Here is an 18,673-nt window from a genome sequence, read left to right on the forward strand (position 1 = left end):
GTTTTGTAATGGGCTTTTTTAACCGTAAAGAATTTGATAATATTATATACCGTGCGAAACGAAGGCCACTTCTTACGATAAAGATAATGGTAGATCTTGGCAATCTGTTCTTTTTACGTGTTTTTCAATCTGTGCCTTGGATGCGTACTGCAGACGTTCACCATGCAGGAAGAACGAGGCCTGCTTTTTTGGAGGGACTCACAAATGCAGCTGAGCCGTTTGATAAAAGAATATTGCTGCCCCCATTCACTCAAAATGACTATACTCATCTGGCTGCGATTTGTACTGAAAGAACAGATGGAGCTGGTGATATTGAAGAATATTATTTCAAACATAGATGGTCTCAATGTATTGTTGCAATATGGTCGGATAAACAGGTTGCTATATCTGCGTTGAACGAGATCAGTGAATGGATAGATATATACAAGGACCATCAGAAACCAGAATGGGAGCCATATTCCAGTTCTGAACGCGTAGCCAACCTTGCCGTTTTACTGGCTGCAAGACCTGAACTCATGGAAAATGCAGACCAGGCTAAACTTGTTTCTTTTTTCCGCAATAGTTTATATTGGATCGATGCGCATCTTGAGTATTATCCTGGCCAGAGAACCAATAATCATATCCTGAATAATGCCCGTGCAATTGTGATAGCCGGGTCAATTCTCGGTCATATTGATTCTGTTGAGAAAGGGATCAGGTTGTTTGCAGAAATGGCAAAACAAATGATATCCACTAATGGCTTTCTTCGAGAGCGTTCAACGCATTACCAGGTGGTGATAGCGAATTGGTTAATGGATACAATATGGTTCGCAAAAGCCTGTATAGAAAGATCGGCAATAATTTATGAGTACCTGCATCAACTAGAGGTGATAGCTATTAATGTAAGCAAGGCTACGGAAAAAATTGTGGCAGGGACATTGGGCCTGCGTTCCAACATCGGAGATATTTCTCCGGATATATGCCCAGCGGTTTCTCTAAATAGGTTGCGGTTCTTGCATAACTATCGCAGTGATACTGTGTTGAATCATGGAGTTGATATATCGGACGGCTGGTTTTTTGTCTGTGCTAACAGCCAGTCTATTACCGGCAATATTCCTTACCCCGAGTATCCTTTGAAATATCCAACGCATGGCCACAACGATCTTGGTAGTTTTATCTGGGCAATAGAAGATCGTATCATTTTGTCTGATGCCGGCCGGTTCAGGTATACCAAAGATCCTGTGTCACAACAACAGATTGTAGGGCAGGGACACAACTGCCTGCTGGTTGATGGTTTCTCACCTGTAGCTGAACCTTTGAATGTAAATGGTGGGTGGAATCCGGGCTATTACTCATCTGCGGTTATTAAAGTTTCACAGATCGGAGAAAATACAATCGTATTGAAGCATACCGGCTTTGAAAGGATACCGAATATAACTGACCATACACGTATAATAACCCTTGGAGACAATACAATGGTAGTTCAGGACATTATTTCAGGATCTTCGCACCATGATATTGAGCTACGCTGGCATTTTCACCCTTCAGCGAAGGTGGAAACAGAAAATGGGAAATTGGTCATACAGGTCGCAGATAAGAGAATAGTCTGCATCTCTTCCCTCCAGGATGAAAGCGGGTCAGTGAGACTAAGCGGGTATTCCGACTCACAGCAATACGGTACAGCAATTCCGGCTGTATGTGTTCAGTATTCAAATCATGTGATCTTACCTATTACTATCAAAACAACTTTTAGCTTCTAATTATGTGTGGTATTGCCGGTATAATAAAGTTTGATAACAGAAAGGTTTCTTCCAATGAAATCTCCCATTGCTGTAACAGGCAGGTGCATAGGGGGAAAGATGCAGCAGGTATCTGGCTTCGTGAGTTAGATGATAGATGCAGCTACCAAGGCATTTCGTTGGGACACAGGCGGCTTTCCATCATAGATCTTTCTTCCACTTCCTCACAACCGATGGCCTATAAGGAAAGATATTGGATCACTTATAATGGTGAGTTGTTTAACTACCTGCAGGTCAGAAAAACCTTGATATCCTTGGGTCATGAGTTTCGCACAAACAGCGATACGGAAGTTATACTCGCAGCCTATGCGCAATGGAAAGAGGAATGCCTGAGTAAGTTTGATGGAATGTTTGCGTTTGCAATTTGGGACAACATGGAGAAAAAATTGTTTTGTGCAAGAGACCCGCTGGGTATTAAACCCTTCTATTACAAAGCAGATGTGGAACAACTAAGTTTTGCATCAGAGTCACAGGCGCTCTCATGGGGTAATGGAATAACTATGAACAGGGAATCACTGATTGCGTACTTGTTTGCAAACTATGTTCCTAATAATATGTCAATTTATGAAGGCGTACAAAAACTGCAACCTGCTCATTATATGATCATCGATACCTCTGGTCACATAACCATGAGGTCTTATTGGACACCACCGGCGAACAGTAGCAGAAAACGTACAAGGCCGGAAGAAGCTTCAGAAAATCTGTTGCATGTACTGGATAAGAGCGTAGAGTCACAGCTTGTGGGAGATGTTAAAGTTGGTGCGTTTCTTTCCGGAGGATTCGACAGCAGTATGATAGTAGCCAGTGCTGCAAAACATTATGAAGGAATGCATACGTACAGCGCGGGCTATGATGATGGACTGCAGCAAAGTGAGCTGCCCGTGGCAGCCTCTCTTGCGCAAAGATATCATACAAGGCATACCGAACGGATTATCAGGTCGGATGAAATTATTGGATACCTCGATAAGGCGCTTGGTGGAATGAGCGAACCTGTTGCAGACAGTGCAATTGTTCCTACTTATTGTTTATCAGAAATGGCCGCCGCCGATTCCGTAAAGGTGCTGTTAAGCGGTACCGGTGGCGACGAGGTATTGGGCGGTTATTCACGTTATATCGGTTATAACCGAGCAAGGAATCTTTGGTTGAAGACACCGTTCGCTGCCCGTAGGCTATTGAGTGGAGTGATCCGGAATAATGCACCTTTTAAAGCGCGTTTACAGGATCCCGGAATTGATATGATGCTACTTTCAGGTGGGTCACCGATGTTGGCAAATTCTTATTTCTCCAAAAACACCGATTTTTACCGCTATATAACAAGTGATATTATTGGCAGGTTTCCTAAGATCGATCCGGACCAACCTTTGTTTTACCGCCATATCAATTTTGACCTCAGAGTATACTTGCCGGATCTTTTATTGTATACACTTGACCAATTGACGATGGCTAATACAATCGAAGGACGTGTGCCACTGCTGGATACAAATCTGATTAAAGAGAGTTATCAATATGCTCCGGACATGCACGTTTCGTCGGATCAGACACGGCTATTAATGCGGCTCATGGCGAAAGGCAGAGTGGATGATCGCACCCTTAATGGCAAAAAACAGGGGTTTTCAGGACCTGTGCGTCATTGGATTGCACAGAACCACGATACATTCAGGGAACGTATAATGGCCATACGGGACATCGATATGTTGAAGCGTATCAACACAGATGTTTATTTTTCTGAAAAATCAATGTCGGATAGTATGCTTGTATCAGAGATGTTCATTTTATTTTGTTTCTCCACATGGTATTATTCTCATATTAAGTAGCTATGGAACTTGTAACCGTTATTGTTCCTACCAAGAACCGACTGGCTGTGCTGAAAAGAGCGATCGAGTCTGTTAAAAAGCAAACCTGGGCGAACATTGAAATAATTATTATTGACGAAGCCTCCACTGATGGTACGAAAGATTATCTGTCCGCATTGCAACAGACTGATCCCTGTGTAAAGGTTATTTTTAACACACATAGCATTGGAGCAGCTCAGGCAAGGAACCTGGGTATTGATCTTGCGCAAGGTGAGTTTATCGCATTTATCGATGATGACGATGAATGGGTGCCCGAAAAAACAAAAAAACAAATAGATTTCCTGAATCTGAATAAGGAATATGTTGCTATTACCAGCGACTTCCTGATTGTTCATGACAAAGGTAAACTGGGTACGAAAACAAAACATATCCCTCTTGCGATTGATAATCAGGAGTTGTTGTGCTATAATTTTCTCGGCGGTGCGTCAATGTGTCTGGCCAGGACATCAGCTTTAAAACAAATTGAAGGTTTCAATCCGTTACTGCCTTCATGCCAGGATTGGGATTTGTGGTTAAAGCTGTTCCTGATTGGTAAGATTGGGGTCTTAAATGAACCTTTGGTCAGGTATTACAGCCATAATGAGGATCGTATCAGTTCAAAACTGATCAACGTATATGACGGCCGGAAATCAATTTTCTTTCTATACCGCAGCCTGATGACGGAACATACCGTAAAACGCAATATCAGTGGGATATTCTTTATAAAAATACTGATGAGAAAAGACGGGTTTTTGAAAAAAATGAGTAGGTTACGTCCTGTTTTTAAATACACCTCTTTCAGGCTTTTTTTATCCTACACAAGGTTATTGTTCCTGTCGCCATGAAAATAGCGGATATTGGTTCAGCATGACCACTGCCAAACTGTAAACGGGTGGAACATAGTTGACATAAAAGGAATTTCTCAGATATTAATGCAGATAGCTACTTTTTCTTTAAGGAACTTGAAAATTGTGAATGTATTGTCATTGATGGCAATGATTGCTACATTCTTTTCTTCCTTTCTCGGCACAACTTTGCTTGGGTTTTTTTTTGCTGTGTGTGTAATAGTGCTGCAAGCCAATAAGATCAAACTTACTGCAATGCAGTTTTGGGGTTTTTTACTTCTGGGGCTTTATATGTTTCTGTTGTATTTTCTGTCGAACGACTATGTGGTTGTTCTCAAGAATTTCAGGTTCTGGTTAGGGGTTGTGTTTTATCTCATATATTTGAAAGTATATCCCGAACACAGGGTGCTTTCGAAGACTTTTTTCAGGATAGTTTGCTTCTCTATTCTTTTGGAAACCTTCCTGATCAATACAATTATCCCTGCGCCAATATTTTATTCAGGACATCCTCATGCAGTTAAATTTCTCTTTTATTACCGGCCGCTCTCATTCGGGGGCAATGCTTCCATGTCATCAGCTGCGCTGGTTTGCCTGTATATGATGATTGAAATGTATGGGGGTGTTCGTTTTGGTATAAAAGATAAATTACTACTGTTTTTGATCACATTCCTTTTTTTCTCTGGGAGTGGCCTTATGTGTTACCTGCTAATGATTCTGCTAAAGAATGTTTTCGGAAGGAAGCTGAAGACAAAAAAAGGGATGTATACCATCCTCTTCTCTTTGGTCTTTCTTTTGATCCTGCTGATTATAATGATGAATCTTGATTACGAATTGTTTCCTAAGTTCAGCCTGGATTATTATTGGTTTCTGCTGGACTTCAAGATTGAACAATATAATGAAGTGGTGAATTTTAGTGATGCGGTAAAAGTTTTTTTTGGCGCCCAGATTACGGATCTTCTGGAGAATACTACGGGGGATTTCGGTTGGCTTGGGTTCGTATCGGCGATGGGATTATTAGGGTTGTTTATCTATTTTTTTATTCTTTTCTCTTTTTACAGAAAAAATATATTTCGGAACAGTGTTTATCTTATTCTGTTCATTGCAACTTTCCATTATCCTGCCGGAATGTCTGGGGCAGGACAGTTTATTACAGCATTTATCTGCGTAAGTAAAAGAAAAAGACTTGAAGAAGGAATATAGTATTTCAATTCTCATGGGCATATACAACTGTGCCCCTACATTACGGGAAAGCGTTGAATCGATAGTGAATCAGACCTATAGTGATTGGGAACTTATTATGTGTGACGATTGCTCTACAGACGATACACTTGCCCTGGCGATGGAACTGAAGAATAAGTATCCCGAACAGATACAGATTTTGCAAAACGATAGCAACAAAGGACTTAATTATACGTTGAATAAATGCTTTTCTGCAGCAAGGGGCAAGTATCTGGCCAGACAGGACGGTGATGATATCTCTCTCCCGCAAAGATTGGAAAAGCAGATTGATTTTATCAAACGTTATACCGAGTACAGTATCGTCAGTTCTGCGATGGTTCATTTTGATGAGAATGGAGATTGGGGAGTCAGCAAACTGAAGGAATACCCTGACAAATACGATTTTATCCGGGGAACACCCTTTTGTCATGCGGCAAGCCTATTCACCAGGGAAGCATTTGAAGCAGTGAAGGGATATTCCGTTTCTGATCGGCTATTGCGGGTGGAGGACTATGATCTTTGGTCGAAAATGTATGCGCTGGGCCTCAAGGGTGCCAATTTAATGGCGCCATTGTATAAAATGCGAGATGACCGTGACGCATACAGCAGGAGAAAATTCAGGTTCCGTATTAACGAATCTTATGCAATGGTTTTGACTATCAAGCGGCTAACCTTGCCTTTTTACATGATTATCTTTGCTGCCAGACCGTTAATAGTCGGGTTACTCCCGGCGTTTATCTATGACAGGTTACATAAAATGCGGTTACAGAAAAGAATGAGCAACTAAAATAGTAAACTTTGGATAGGATGGCTACTAGTATACAGATGCATGTGATCAATATCCGCGCAACCGTCAGATCAGCATTGAAACAGCTGAACTCACTATCGGAAACGAACTCCCGAACCCTATTTGTTGTTAACGATAGTAATAAACTCGTTGGGGCAATAACAGACGGAGATATCAGACGCGGCTTTCTAAATGACCTGAATCTTACCGATACGTTGGAAAACTGTATGAGCAAGGATTTTAAATTTTTGCTTGATTCGGAAGATAAGTTTGAAAAGATCAAGACTTTCAGGCAAATGGACATAGGAATGGTCCCTATTCTCGATGCGGACGGAAGTATACTCGAAATCGCTGATCTGTCCAAGCTGACTAATATTCTTCCTATCACTGCATTAATAATGGCTGGGGGGAGGGGTGAAAGACTAAGGCCTTTGACGCTGAATACACCCAAACCAATGTTGAGGATTGATAACAAGCCTATTCTCCAGCACAATATTGAACGACTTAAGAAATTCGGTATCAAGAACATCCTCATCAGTGTTAATTATTTAAGTGAAAAGATTATAGAATATTTCGGCGACGGAAATGCATTTGATGTCTCTATCAGGTACGTCAAAGAAGGTGCACCTTTGGGTACATTGGGCGCATTGGCGCTGATCCCTGATATTGAACACGAACATATTTTGGTTATTAATTCAGATATTCTTACGGATATCGATTACCAGAGTTTTTTTGAGTGTTATCTGGCACACCAGTCGAATATGTGTGTTGCAAGTATTCCCTATCATGTACAGGTGCCGTATGCTGTACTGGAAGTTGCAGGACAGCGAATCGTATCATTTGTGGAAAAACCCAATTTCAACTATTATAGCAACGGTGGTATGTATATTCTTCACAAGCCTCTAAAAGATGGAATACCAGTTAACCAGCACTTCAATACAACCGACCTGATGGATAACCTTATCCGTAACGGAGGAGTACTTACACATTATCCGCATTTGGGGTACTGGCTGGACATAGGTCAACACAGTGATTATTTAAAAGCACAGGAAGATATAAAAAGAATACATTTGTGAAAGTTCTATTTCTGATATTGGCTCGCGGCGGAAGTAAAGGACTGCCTGGCAAAAATTGTATGCCGCTATTAAACAAACCACTAATTGCTCATACGATAGAATGCGCTTTGCAGAGTAAGTATTGCGAGGAAGTGTTTGTATCCACAGATGATGATAAAATCGCGGAGATAGCGCGTTCTTTTGGTGCAAAAGTGCCGTTCAGGCGGCCGGCTGAACTTGCATCGGATACGGCAAAGAGTTCGGATGCAGTATTGCATGCATTTGAATACCTTGAGAATCACGGTAAAGTTTATGATTTGCTAGTGCTGCTTGAGCCTACATCCCCACTAAGAGATGTGCATGACATAGATGAGGCGATTGCGATACTTGATAAAACTCCGGGTGCATCTTTTTGTGTTAGTGTGACTAAAGCAGAGTCCGCACATCCATCCTTTCTGTTTACCAAGGACAGGCAGCATTTTGTGAATGCATACCTGACACAGGATAATGTGATCAGACGTCAGGATCTCTCGGAAGTATTTTATCCAGAAGGCAGCTTTTACATCGCAAAAGTGCTTTCGTATAAAAGCGAAAAAACATTTTATAAAGATGATCTTACGATCGGGTATGAGTTGCCTAAATGGCAGTCGTTTGAGATCGATACACTTGAAGATTTTTTTATTGTTGAAGCGATTATGACTGCTAAAAATAATGGTAAGTTTAATTTAACAAGATAAAATATACAAAATGCGAAAATGTGGCAACTGTCTCTTACCGGAAACATATGAGACACTGGTAATTGACGACGACGGGAAGTCGTGCAATATGTGCAAGACATCACAGTTTAAACAGCAGAATGTTGACTGGGAAAAAAGAAAGGTGATGCTTGATTCGGTTATTGAGAAATACCGTGGAAAGTATGATTACGATTGTATTGTTCCGTTCAGCGGTGGGAAGGATAGCACGTTCACATTGTATTACCTGATAAAGGAGTATAAGTTAAAGCCTTTGGTTGTAAGGTTTAATCACGGATTCATGCGCTCCAATCACGAACGGAATGTTGAAAAAGTTTTGAAGAAATTGGGAGCCGATTTTATCAATTTCACGCCTAACTGGCAGATTGTTAAAAAGTTGATGTGGGAGTCTTTTTCCCGTAAAACAGATTTTTGCTGGCATTGCCACACCGGTATTTATTCCTACCCGTTACAAATAGCACTGAAGTTCAATGTGCCATTGATTCTATGGGGTGAGCCGTTGGCGGAGATGTCTGCCTACTACACTTATGAAGACAACATTATCGAGTGGGAAGATGAAGAAAAATTCAACATGGTACGAAACCTTGGTATCACAGCTGATGACATGTGGGGCATGATACATAGTGAATCAGATCCTGTGGATAAGAGAGATCTCATGCCATATACCTATCCGAAACTGGAAGATTTGAAGAAGATGGATTATTATTCGGTATGCCTCGGAAGTTTTATTCCCTGGGATTACAAGGCGAATACAAAATTGATTATGGAAGAACTGGGATGGACAGGCGATGAATTAGAGGGTGTGCCTGAAAATATCAATAAGGAATTCGCGAAGATCGAATGTTGGATGCAGGCTACACGTGATTATATTAAGTATTTGAAAAGAGGGTATAGTCGTGTTACCCAGCTGACGAACTTCGAGATTAGAAATGGAAGGATGAGTACTGAAGAAGCCCAGAAATGGATCGATGAATATGAAGGAAGAAAGCCGCAGTCATTACAGATATTTCTGGATTATATGGGGATTACTGAAGATGAATTCAATTCAATGGTAGCTAAGTTTGTTGTTCCGCCGTTTGAACCGGATTTCAATAATATCCCGTTAGGTGAGAAACCACATGATATCGACGAATGGTATAAAGAGAAAAACAAAAGATGATAGGAATACTCGACTACGGAATGGGTAATCTTTCGTCTGTAAGGAATGCATTCAGCTTTCTTCAGATCGAGAATGTAATTCTCTCATCTCCTGACCAGATAGCAGGAGTTTCACATATGATCATTCCTGGTGTAGGTGCGTTTGGTGCTGCTATGGAGAACATAGCCAGGGCTGGCTTTATAGACCCCATTGTGACTTTCGCAGACAGCGGTAAGCCACTACTGGGGATTTGCTTGGGTATGCAATTGCTCGCTACTGAAGGAACTGAGCCCGATATTTGCAGAGGACTAGACCTGATCAAAGGAAGGGTAGAACTGCTGAAAAGCAAAAACTTAAGTCTTCCACATATGGGCTGGAACGGTATAAACCTGAAGTCGGAGCATCCGATTCTCGAGGATGTTAAGATGAGCGCAGATTTCTATTTTGTTCATTCGTTTGTTTTTATGCCAGCTTACAAATCCAATATAGTGACTACAACAGAGTATGGCACTGATTTCACATCTATTATAACTAATGAAAGGAGAAACGTGATAGGCATTCAGTTCCATCCGGAGAAAAGCCAAAAACAGGGATTGAAAATACTTGATAACTTTTCAAAAATGTCCAATGCTTAAACAACGGTTAATCCCAACCCTGTTACTGAGAAACGGACGTATGGTAAAAGGAAAACAATTTACTGATTACCGCGACACAGGGGATCCTGTCTATGCTTCACGAGTGTATAATGCTCAATATGTGGATGAACTGGCTTTTCTCGATATAGATGCTACAAACGAGAACAGATCCACAAACAGGGATGTTATTGCAAGGGTGTCCAAAGAGTGCTTTATGCCCCTTTCTATCGGAGGGGGAATCAGAACGATAGAGGATATCCGGGAGCTGCTGCTAATCGGTGCTGATAAGGTTATTATTAATTCTGCAGCGTACCAAGATCATAAGTTGATAAGAGACGGTGCTGAGAAATTTGGCAGCCAATGCATCATTGTGGGTATAGATGTTCGGAAAGTAAACGGAGAATACAAGCTGTATAGGAATTCGGGGAGAGAGGAGATGAATATATCATTGGTAGAGCATATGAATAACATGGAAAAATCTGGGGCAGGTGAGCTTTTTATCAATAATATAGACAGGGATGGAGAAATGAACGGATATGATCTGGAACTATTGAGTCTGGTAAACAAAAATACCAACCTCCCCATAATCGGATGCGGAGGGGCAGGTAATTTCAAGCATCTGGCAGACGCATATAAGACAACACAGGTTAGCGCATTGGCTATGGCCAGCATTTTTCATTTTGGTGATAATAATCCCATCAGAGCAAGAGCCTATTTGAAAAATAACGGTGTCAAAATCAAGGAGATTTAGTTATATGAAAGGATTCGTTACCAGTATCGGAAGGGAAGATATTGCCGAATATCTTTCAAAACAGCTCAATTTTTTTTATCCTGATTCAGTTGTGGTCCGGAAAACAGATATACAGTCTGCGCTATCGATCGCAATGGATCGTATTGAAACTTGCTTCGAAAAGATTGAATTGCCTTATTATAGACAAGGTCCCATGTCTTATTTTAATCATCTTAACGGTGATCATTATTCCATGTTCCTGTACATTATTTCGAATGAACTCTATAAAAACCAACAGATAAATATTGCTACAAAAGTATTTCTTCTAAACAAAGCACTGTTTGGAGTGGATGCGTTCTACAGTATATCTCTGCCTAATTATTTTCTTTTTGTTCATCCGTTGGGAACTGTTCTTGGCAAAGCAAGCTATAGCGATTATTTTGTGGTATACCAGCGTGTAACCATAGGTGCAAATGAAGCGGCAGAATATCCGATTTTTTCAGAACGTACTGTTCTGTACTCCAATTCGTCAGTAATAGGTAATTGTCATATAGGAACAGACTTCGTACTTGGGGCAAACAGTTCGCTGATTAATACCAAAGTGCCTCACAACAGCGTGGTTGTTGGCAATTATCCGGCACATGTTATTTTGAATAACAAAAAAAAACTAATAAACAATTTTTTCAGCTGTGGAAACAAATGATAACTTAAAGAAAAGACTGCACAAAGCTATACCTGGTGGCGCACACACCTATTCACGAGGTGATGACCAATTCCCTTTAAACGCACCCGCGATCCTCTCCCATGGGAAAGGAGCTTACGTATGGGGGATCGACGGAACACGTTATCTGGACTATGGTATGGGATTGCGTTCAGTTAACCTGGGATATGGAAATGAGGAGGTCTGTAATGCTGTATATGAGGAATCGATGAAAGGGAATAACCTTACACGCCCCTCTCTTACAGAACTGAAGGCAGCTGAACTGATGATTGATACGGTTACTGCAATAGACATGGTAAAATTTGCCAAACATGGCTCAACAGTAACTACTGCCGCAGTCAAACTGGCAAGGGCCTATACCGGGCGTAAATACATAGCGGTGCCCCAGGAGCAACCTTTTTTTTCTTTCGATGACTGGTTTATCGGATCTACTGTCATCAGAAGAGGTACGATAGAGGAGTCTGCTTCCTATACATTGAAATTTGCATTTAATGACATCGAATCGCTCAATAAGCTATTTGAAGAATATCCTGGTCAGATAGCTGGTGTAATGATAGAAGCTGCTACCAATATCCTTCCGATTGGTTCATTCCTGTCACAGGTACAATCGTTATGTAAAAAAGAGGGGGCGCTGTTTATTGTTGATGAAATGATCACAGGTTTTAGATGGCATTTTAACGGGGCCCAGAAATATTATGACATCGACCCTGATCTCACAACATTCGGAAAGGCGATGGCAAACGGGTTTGCGGTAGCGGCGCTTGGTGGGAAAAAAGAGATCATGGAACTGGGTTCAATCCTCACCGAAGGCGCGGAGCGGGTTTTTCTAACCTCCACCACACATGGAGCAGAAATGAGCGCTTTAGGTGCTTTTATTAAAACAGCTGAGGTATTGAAACGTGACAATGTTATAGATCATTTTTGGAGTTATGGTGAGAAGCTGATGAGAGGATTTAATGATCTGGCGGAAAAGAAAGGTATCAGGGATTTCATATACATGGAAGGAGCATATTGCTCGCCAAATTATGTTACCAAAGACAAGACTGGTACTGTATCACTTTCTCTTCGTACAATATTTGCAGAACAGTTGCTCGACAGGCATGTGATGATGCCGTATATAGCACTTTCTGCATCTCATGGCAGCGAAGAGTTGTCGATGACCCTCGAGGCAGTGGACAAGGCAATGGATACCTATGGCAAAGCACTGGACGGGGATGTATCGGCTTACCTACGTTCACCCGTTATTAAGCCTGTATTCCGAAAATACAATTAATGAACAGACTGAAAGACAAAGTCATTATCGTTACAGGAGGTAACGGTTTGATCGGCCAGCACATCGTGCAACGATTATTGGAAGAATCTGCCACCTGCTATTGTGTAGATATAGCAGAACCAACGCAAAAGTTGCCTTATTTTATACAGGCAGATATAACTGATCCTTCATCAGTAGATAAACTGGTGGAAACAGTATTGGAAAGGCACCAGCGGATTGATGGTTGGGTAAATAATGCCTATCCAAGAACCAAAGACTGGGGTGTTCCGTTTGAAGATATTCCGCTGGATTCATGGAAAATAAATGTAGATATGCAGTTGAATATGCTGTTTTACTGTTCGCAGAAAGTTCTTGAGGTGATGAAAAATGCACAGTGTGGAAGCCTGGTAAATGTTGCCTCTATTTACGGAGTGGTTGGTAATGATTTCACCGTTTATGAAAATACCGGGGGTATGACATCCCCAGCTGCATATTCCGCAATTAAGGGGGGCGTAATTAATTTTACTCGTTATCTGGCATCATATTATGGAAAATACAACGTTCGTGTGAATACGGTTTCGCCCGGAGGAGTATTTGATTACCAGAATGAAACATTTGTAAAACAATTTGAGTCCAGGGTACCATTGCGGCGCATGGCTAAACCACAGGAGATAGCACCGGGTGTAGCTTTTCTTCTCTCGGATGATGCCAGTTATATTTCCGGTCATAACCTTATGATAGATGGTGGCTGGACAGCAATTTAAAGCAGTTAAATAATGAATAAGAGAATTATTGCACGTTTGGATATCAAAGGTGATAACCTGGTAAAAGGCATCCATCTTGAAGGATTGCGTGTTTTGGGGAAACCGGAAGATTATGCGCGCTACTATTATGAGAGCGGTGCTGACGAATTGATGTTTATGGACGTTGTAGCCAGTTTGTACAATCGTAACAGTTTGCAGGATATTATTTCACGTGTGGCACGGGAAATATTCATTCCGTTGACCGTAGGAGGAGGACTACGTAACATTGATGATATCAGAATGGCTTTGCGTTCGGGTGCAGATAAAGTATCATTGAATACGGCTGCAGTTGCCAATAAACATTTTGTTTCTGAGGCCTCCCGAATTTTTGGTTCATCAAATATAGTGGCATGCATTGAGGCGATTAAACAGCCTGACGGATCTTATCTGGCTTATACGGACAATGCAAGAGAACATACGGGACTCGAAGTAGTAAAATGGGCCAGGGAATTGCAAGAACTCGGAGCAGGTGAGATCATGATCACATCTGTTGATAATGAGGGAACTGGCCAGGGTTACGACCTTGAATTGATCAAGCAGGTATCGGCTGCTGTTTCTATACCTGTTATTGCTCACGGCGGGGCTGGTAAATTGGAACACCTTAAAGATTTGTTCAACGATACAAACGTAGATGCCGTGGCGGTTGCTTCCATGCTCCATTATAACCGTTCGCAGATGGATATAAACCCGTCGGCTTTTAACAAGGAAGGTAATATAGCGTTCCTTATGAGTGGTACGGGCTTTTCAAAATTCGATACAACCAGTATTCCGGCTATGAAAGAGTATTTGTCCTCAGAAGGCATTCATTGTAGAATTTAATTTGAAGTATGAATAAAAAAGTAGTCATTCTCGATTATGAAATGGGTAATTTGTTTAGTGTAAAAAACGCTTTTCTATCCTTTGGTGTGGAAACAACGATTTCCTCTGATAAAGCAGTCATTGCTGCTGCTGATGCAGTAATATTACCTGGCGTTGGTGCATTTGGCCAAGCGATGGATAATCTTAGACGCCTGGATCTCGTGGAAACTTTCAGTAATTTCTGTAAATCCGGCAAACCTGTTCTGGGAATATGCCTTGGCTTGCAGCTGCTGTTTGATGAGAGCGAGGAATTTGGGAATAGCAAAGGACTTGGGTTGGTACCCGGCATAGTCAAAAAGTTTGATCAAGGATCTGGTATGGATTTAAAAGTGCCGCATATTGGCTGGAATGAAATTTCGAGAGTAAACCGAACTAATACAGACATGCTGCAGGGTATCGATAAAGATACCATGTATTTTGTACATTCCTATTATGTTAAGCCAGAATCTGCTGATGCTGTTCTTACAATCACAAATTACGACGGATTCATATTTTGCTCCAGTATCCAAATCAACAATATATTTGCATGCCAATTTCACCCGGAAAAAAGCGGGAAGAAAGGATTAAACATTTTCATGGACTGGTATAACAAATTTGTAAAATAGTAGCAAAGGCATATTAATTAACGGGAAATAAATCTCAATAAACCTATTAACTAATTGATTATGAAAACTTTATATGGTCTCCCGGAAGAAGTGGTTTTTTGTAAAAAATGTTTATATTCTAACCAACGCCCTTCTTCGGAAATCGAATTCAAGCACACCTCAGAAACCAAAAAGAAAACAATGGTTTTTGATGAGCATGGCGTTTGTGATGCCTGTAGATTTGCAGAAGTAAAGGATAGTATAGACTGGGTAGAACGGGAAAAGCAATTAATAGACTTATGTAATAAACACAGGAAAAACGATGGTAGCTACGACTGTATAGTTCCCGGTAGTGGCGGCAAGGACAGTGTATATGCTGCGCATGTTTTGAAATATAAATATGGAATGCATCCGCTGACGGTAACCTGGCCCCCGATCATGTATACTGATTATGGATACAGAAATTTCAGGAACTGGATAGAGATCGGCGGATTTGATAATATATCGTTCAACCAGAACGGGAGAGTGATGAAGACCTTAACCAGGTTATCCATCGAAAACTTATTTCACCCATTCCAGACATTTATATTAGGTCAAAAGAACCTGGCACCTAAAATCGCGCTCAAATATAAAATTCCCCTGATTTTTTATGGTGAACATGAATCTGAGTTTGGAAACCCGATTGCAGAAACCCAATCATCCCTCCGCGATGCCTCCTATCATACTTATAAAAACCTTGATGACCTGTTTTTAGGTGGTGTTTCTGTAAGGGAACTTCAGGATAACTATAATATCTCTCTTAATGAATTAATGACATTCCTTCCCCCTACAGAAAAGGAATTCGAAAATTCGAACGTAGAAGTAACTTATCTGGGCTATTATCTGAAATGGCTACCGCAGGAATCTTACTATTATGCTGTAGAGCACTCAGGTTTTAAAGCCAGACCATTCAGGACAGAAGGAACGTATAGTAAATACCTTAGTCTTGATGATAAGATTGATGACATTAACTATTACACCTACTTTATAAAGTTTGGCTTCGGGAGATGTACAGAAGATGCATCTCAAGAAATAAGAAATAAACACCTGACCCGTGACGAAGGGAAAGCCCTTGTTAAGAAATTTGAAGGAGAGTTTCCAGAACGTTATTTCCTGGATGTTATGAATTATATCGGTATGGATCCAGATTACTTCCGTTATGAATTGACTGACAAATTCAGATCTCCCCATCTTTGGGCTAAAGTAAACGGAGAGTGGAAATTAAGACATACTGTAAACAATGATGGAGTAGATGATGTTAATTTATGAATTACAAAGTAGCAGAAATTAATTAAAGGTTACATGTATAGACCTTTTTTTAAACGAGCTTCAGATCTGATAATATCAATAGTCTTGCTCGTATGTTTAATGCCATTACTCGGTTTAATCACTATTTTACTACTGCTCTCAACATACCGTAATCCTTTTTTTGTGCAAAAGCGACCGGGAAAGAATGGCAGAATTTTTCGTATCATCAAGTTTAAGACAATGAATGATCTGAAGGATTCCAATGGTGAGTTTCTACCTGACGACTTACGTCTGACAAAAGTGGGTCTATTTATACGACGTACATCGTTGGATGAGTTGCCACAACTGCTGAACGTTGTATGTGGACATATGAGCCTGATTGGTCCGCGGCCGCTGCTGATAGAATATCTTCCTTTATATGATGCGAATCAAAAGCGAAGACATGAAGTAAGACCTGGCATTACAGGCTGGGCTCAGGTAAATGGACGGAACGCGATATCCTGGGAGCAAAAACTGGCCTTGGATGTATGGTATGTTGATCATCTAAGCCTTTTGCTCGATCTGAAAATTATTATTATGACCTTTTATAAAGTGATTAAAAGGGAAGGTATCAATGCGAAGGGCTCTCTTACTATAGACAAATTTAAAGGTAATTCGTTATGATATTATATGGAGCAGGAGGGCATGGTAAAGTGATTGCAGACATCATTCGTCAGTCTCATGGAGAAGAAGTATTGTTCGTTGATCAGGATCCGTCTGCGCAGGTCGAGGGGTATCGTGTGATTGATTCGTTGTCTGCAGATCGGCTTTCAGAACCGGTAATCATTGCAATAGGGAATAATTTAACGCGCAAAAAAGTAGTGTCAACCCTTAATGCCCGTTATGCTAAGGCTATTCACCCGGCATCATGTATCTCTTTGACAAAAGTGGAAATTGGTGACGGTACGGTCGTTATGGCCGGTGCGATAGTGAATCCATTTACCTCAATTGGGCTTCATTGTATTATAAACACAAACAGCTCAATTGATCACGATTGTATTATCGGTGATTTTGCCCATATATCTCCCGGTGTAACGCTTTGCGGCGGGGTGTCAGTAGGTGAGGGCTCTCAAATTGGTGCCGGTGCTGTAGTTATACCCGGTGTCAAAATCGGGAATTGGGTTGTGATCGGTGCGGGCAGCACCGTAATTGAGAATATTCCAGACTATGCTGTCGCCGTAGGCAGTCCAGCTAAGATTATCAAATTCAATTATCAGGCATGATGAATAATAAAAAGATATGGTTATCCTCTCCGCATATGGGTTCCACTGAATTGTTGAATATCCAGGAGGCGTTCAATACTAACTGGATATCCCCTATGGGGCCTCATGTAGACGGTTTTGAATTGGATTTAGTGGAATTTACAGGAGTTCCGTATGCAGCAGCACTTTCTTCGGGAACTGCAGCTTTGCATCTGGCATTGATTATATTGGGAATTACCACAGGTGATGAAGTGCTTTGTCAAAGTTTGACATTTTCTGCATCTGCTAATCCTATCGTTTATGTTGGTTCAAAACCTGTTTTTGTTGATTCAGAAAAGGAAAGCTGGAATATGTGTCCTGAATCACTTGAAAAAGCAATTGTAGAAAGGCTGAAAGTTGGGTCAAAGCCGAAAGCCATTATTGTGGTTCATCTATATGGCATGCCTGCAAACATGAGCGATATTATGTCAGTAGCTGCAAAATATGAAATCCCTGTGATTGAAGATGCAGCAGAAGCATTGGGGTCTACTTATAATGGAAAGGCCTGTGGTTCTTTCGGTACTATGAGCGTATTGTCTTTTAATGGTAATAAAATCATTACTACATCCGGCGGTGGTGCCCTACTGTCGGATAATGACGGCCATATCAAAAAAGCTAGGTTCCTGGCTACTCAAGCACGTGATGAGGCACCACACTACCAGCATTCACAAATAGGGTATAATTACAGAATGAGTAATATATGCGCTGGTATTGGCCGTGGACAAATGGAAGTACTACATCAGCGTGTAGCTCAGCGGAGAAAGAATTTTGAGAGGTATAAAGACGCTTTCAATACTATAAAAGGGATATCTTTTCAAACGGAAAATGTCTTATCCAGAAGCAATAGATGGCTGAGCGCTGTTCTTGTTGACCCAAAGACTGCCGGATGTACAAGAGAAGATATCCGGTTGGCATTGGCTGCACAGAACATAGAGAGTAGGCCCTTGTGGAAACCAATGCATTTGCAACCTGTTTTTCAGCATTCACCGTATTACGGGGGCAATGTTTCGGAAGAGTTGTTCAATAATGGGCTGTGTCTTCCGAGTGGGAGCAATCTGGAAGATGAAGATTTAGAAAGGGTGGTAAATGTGATATATGGATGTTTAAGTGTATGA

General features: G+C 41.1%; 19 protein-coding genes. All 19 read left to right on the top strand.

The features are described 5' to 3' along the window. Positions 1–8: 8 nt before the first annotated feature. The 19 genes from ACH3Y6_RS13815 (at position 9) to ACH3Y6_RS13905 (ending at position 18,673) form a co-directional block, all read left to right on the top strand. Positions 9–1,739, top strand: coding sequence for a heparinase II/III domain-containing protein (locus ACH3Y6_RS13815; protein WP_490836209.1), 1,731 nt, complete (start codon positions 9–11; stop codon positions 1,737–1,739). A gap of 2 nt (positions 1,740–1,741) precedes the next feature. Then, positions 1,742–3,592: an asparagine synthase (glutamine-hydrolyzing) gene (gene asnB / locus ACH3Y6_RS13820; RefSeq protein WP_490836210.1), complete on the top strand. Its 1,851-nt coding sequence runs from the start codon at positions 1,742–1,744 to the stop codon at positions 3,590–3,592. A gap of 2 nt (positions 3,593–3,594) precedes the next feature. Next, positions 3,595–4,455: a glycosyltransferase family 2 protein gene (locus ACH3Y6_RS13825; RefSeq protein WP_490836211.1), complete on the top strand. Its 861-nt coding sequence runs from the start codon at positions 3,595–3,597 to the stop codon at positions 4,453–4,455. A gap of 126 nt (positions 4,456–4,581) precedes the next feature. Beyond that, positions 4,582–5,655 (top strand): hypothetical protein, encoded by a 1,074-nt coding sequence (locus ACH3Y6_RS13830; protein WP_490836212.1) that lies wholly within the window; start codon positions 4,582–4,584, stop codon positions 5,653–5,655. Continuing rightward, positions 5,639–6,460, top strand: a complete 822-nt coding sequence (locus ACH3Y6_RS13835) for a glycosyltransferase (RefSeq protein WP_490836213.1) — start codon at positions 5,639–5,641, stop codon at positions 6,458–6,460. Before ACH3Y6_RS13830 ends, ACH3Y6_RS13835 begins: the two co-directional genes overlap by 17 nt. 20 nt (positions 6,461–6,480) lie before the next feature. Beyond that, positions 6,481–7,536, top strand: coding sequence for a nucleotidyltransferase family protein (locus tag ACH3Y6_RS13840; RefSeq protein ID WP_490836214.1), 1,056 nt, complete (start codon positions 6,481–6,483; stop codon positions 7,534–7,536). After that, positions 7,533–8,252: an acylneuraminate cytidylyltransferase family protein gene (locus tag ACH3Y6_RS13845; RefSeq protein WP_490836215.1), complete on the top strand. Its 720-nt coding sequence runs from the start codon at positions 7,533–7,535 to the stop codon at positions 8,250–8,252. Before ACH3Y6_RS13840 ends, ACH3Y6_RS13845 begins: the two co-directional genes overlap by 4 nt. 10 nt (positions 8,253–8,262) lie before the next feature. Continuing rightward, a complete protein-coding gene (locus ACH3Y6_RS13850) occupies positions 8,263–9,429 on the top strand; it encodes an N-acetyl sugar amidotransferase (protein ID WP_490836216.1) in 1,167 nt (388 codons plus the stop codon). Beyond that, the gene (gene hisH, locus ACH3Y6_RS13855) at positions 9,426–10,043 is read left to right on the top strand and encodes an imidazole glycerol phosphate synthase subunit HisH (RefSeq protein ID WP_490836217.1); all 618 of its coding nucleotides are present in this window, start codon (positions 9,426–9,428) and stop codon (positions 10,041–10,043) included. Before ACH3Y6_RS13850 ends, hisH (ACH3Y6_RS13855) begins: the two co-directional genes overlap by 4 nt. Then, on the top strand, positions 10,036–10,794 hold the full coding sequence (gene hisF / locus ACH3Y6_RS13860; RefSeq protein WP_490836218.1) for an imidazole glycerol phosphate synthase subunit HisF: 759 nt from the start codon (positions 10,036–10,038) through the stop codon (positions 10,792–10,794). The genes hisH (ACH3Y6_RS13855) and hisF (ACH3Y6_RS13860) overlap by 8 nt, the downstream gene beginning before the upstream one ends. 4 nt (positions 10,795–10,798) lie before the next feature. Next, the gene (locus ACH3Y6_RS13865) at positions 10,799–11,476 is read left to right on the top strand and encodes a hypothetical protein (RefSeq protein ID WP_490836219.1); all 678 of its coding nucleotides are present in this window, start codon (positions 10,799–10,801) and stop codon (positions 11,474–11,476) included. Next, on the top strand, positions 11,463–12,767 hold the full coding sequence (locus ACH3Y6_RS13870) for a glutamate-1-semialdehyde 2,1-aminomutase (RefSeq protein ID WP_490836220.1): 1,305 nt from the start codon (positions 11,463–11,465) through the stop codon (positions 12,765–12,767). Before ACH3Y6_RS13865 ends, ACH3Y6_RS13870 begins: the two co-directional genes overlap by 14 nt. Next, positions 12,767–13,510, top strand: a complete 744-nt coding sequence (locus ACH3Y6_RS13875; RefSeq protein WP_490836221.1) for an SDR family oxidoreductase — start codon at positions 12,767–12,769, stop codon at positions 13,508–13,510. The genes ACH3Y6_RS13870 and ACH3Y6_RS13875 overlap by 1 nt, the downstream gene beginning before the upstream one ends. 12 nt (positions 13,511–13,522) lie before the next feature. Then, positions 13,523–14,368 (top strand): imidazole glycerol phosphate synthase subunit HisF, encoded by an 846-nt coding sequence (gene hisF, locus ACH3Y6_RS13880; protein WP_490836222.1) that lies wholly within the window; start codon positions 13,523–13,525, stop codon positions 14,366–14,368. An 8-nt stretch (positions 14,369–14,376) separates the two neighbouring features. Then, entirely contained in the window at positions 14,377–15,012 is a 636-nt protein-coding gene (gene hisH / locus ACH3Y6_RS13885) for an imidazole glycerol phosphate synthase subunit HisH (RefSeq protein WP_490836223.1), read from the top strand. 60 nt (positions 15,013–15,072) lie between these two features. Continuing rightward, positions 15,073–16,299 (top strand): N-acetyl sugar amidotransferase, encoded by a 1,227-nt coding sequence (locus ACH3Y6_RS13890; RefSeq protein WP_490836224.1) that lies wholly within the window; start codon positions 15,073–15,075, stop codon positions 16,297–16,299. 33 nt (positions 16,300–16,332) lie between these two features. Then, a complete protein-coding gene (locus tag ACH3Y6_RS13895; RefSeq protein WP_490836225.1) occupies positions 16,333–16,941 on the top strand; it encodes a sugar transferase in 609 nt (202 codons plus the stop codon). Further along, positions 16,938–17,540, top strand: a complete 603-nt coding sequence (locus ACH3Y6_RS13900) for an acetyltransferase (protein ID WP_490836226.1) — start codon at positions 16,938–16,940, stop codon at positions 17,538–17,540. The genes ACH3Y6_RS13895 and ACH3Y6_RS13900 overlap by 4 nt, the downstream gene beginning before the upstream one ends. Then, positions 17,537–18,673 (top strand): DegT/DnrJ/EryC1/StrS family aminotransferase, encoded by a 1,137-nt coding sequence (locus ACH3Y6_RS13905; protein WP_490836227.1) that lies wholly within the window; start codon positions 17,537–17,539, stop codon positions 18,671–18,673. The genes ACH3Y6_RS13900 and ACH3Y6_RS13905 overlap by 4 nt, the downstream gene beginning before the upstream one ends.

The organism is Sediminibacterium sp. FW305-C-269 (assembly GCF_058231045.1).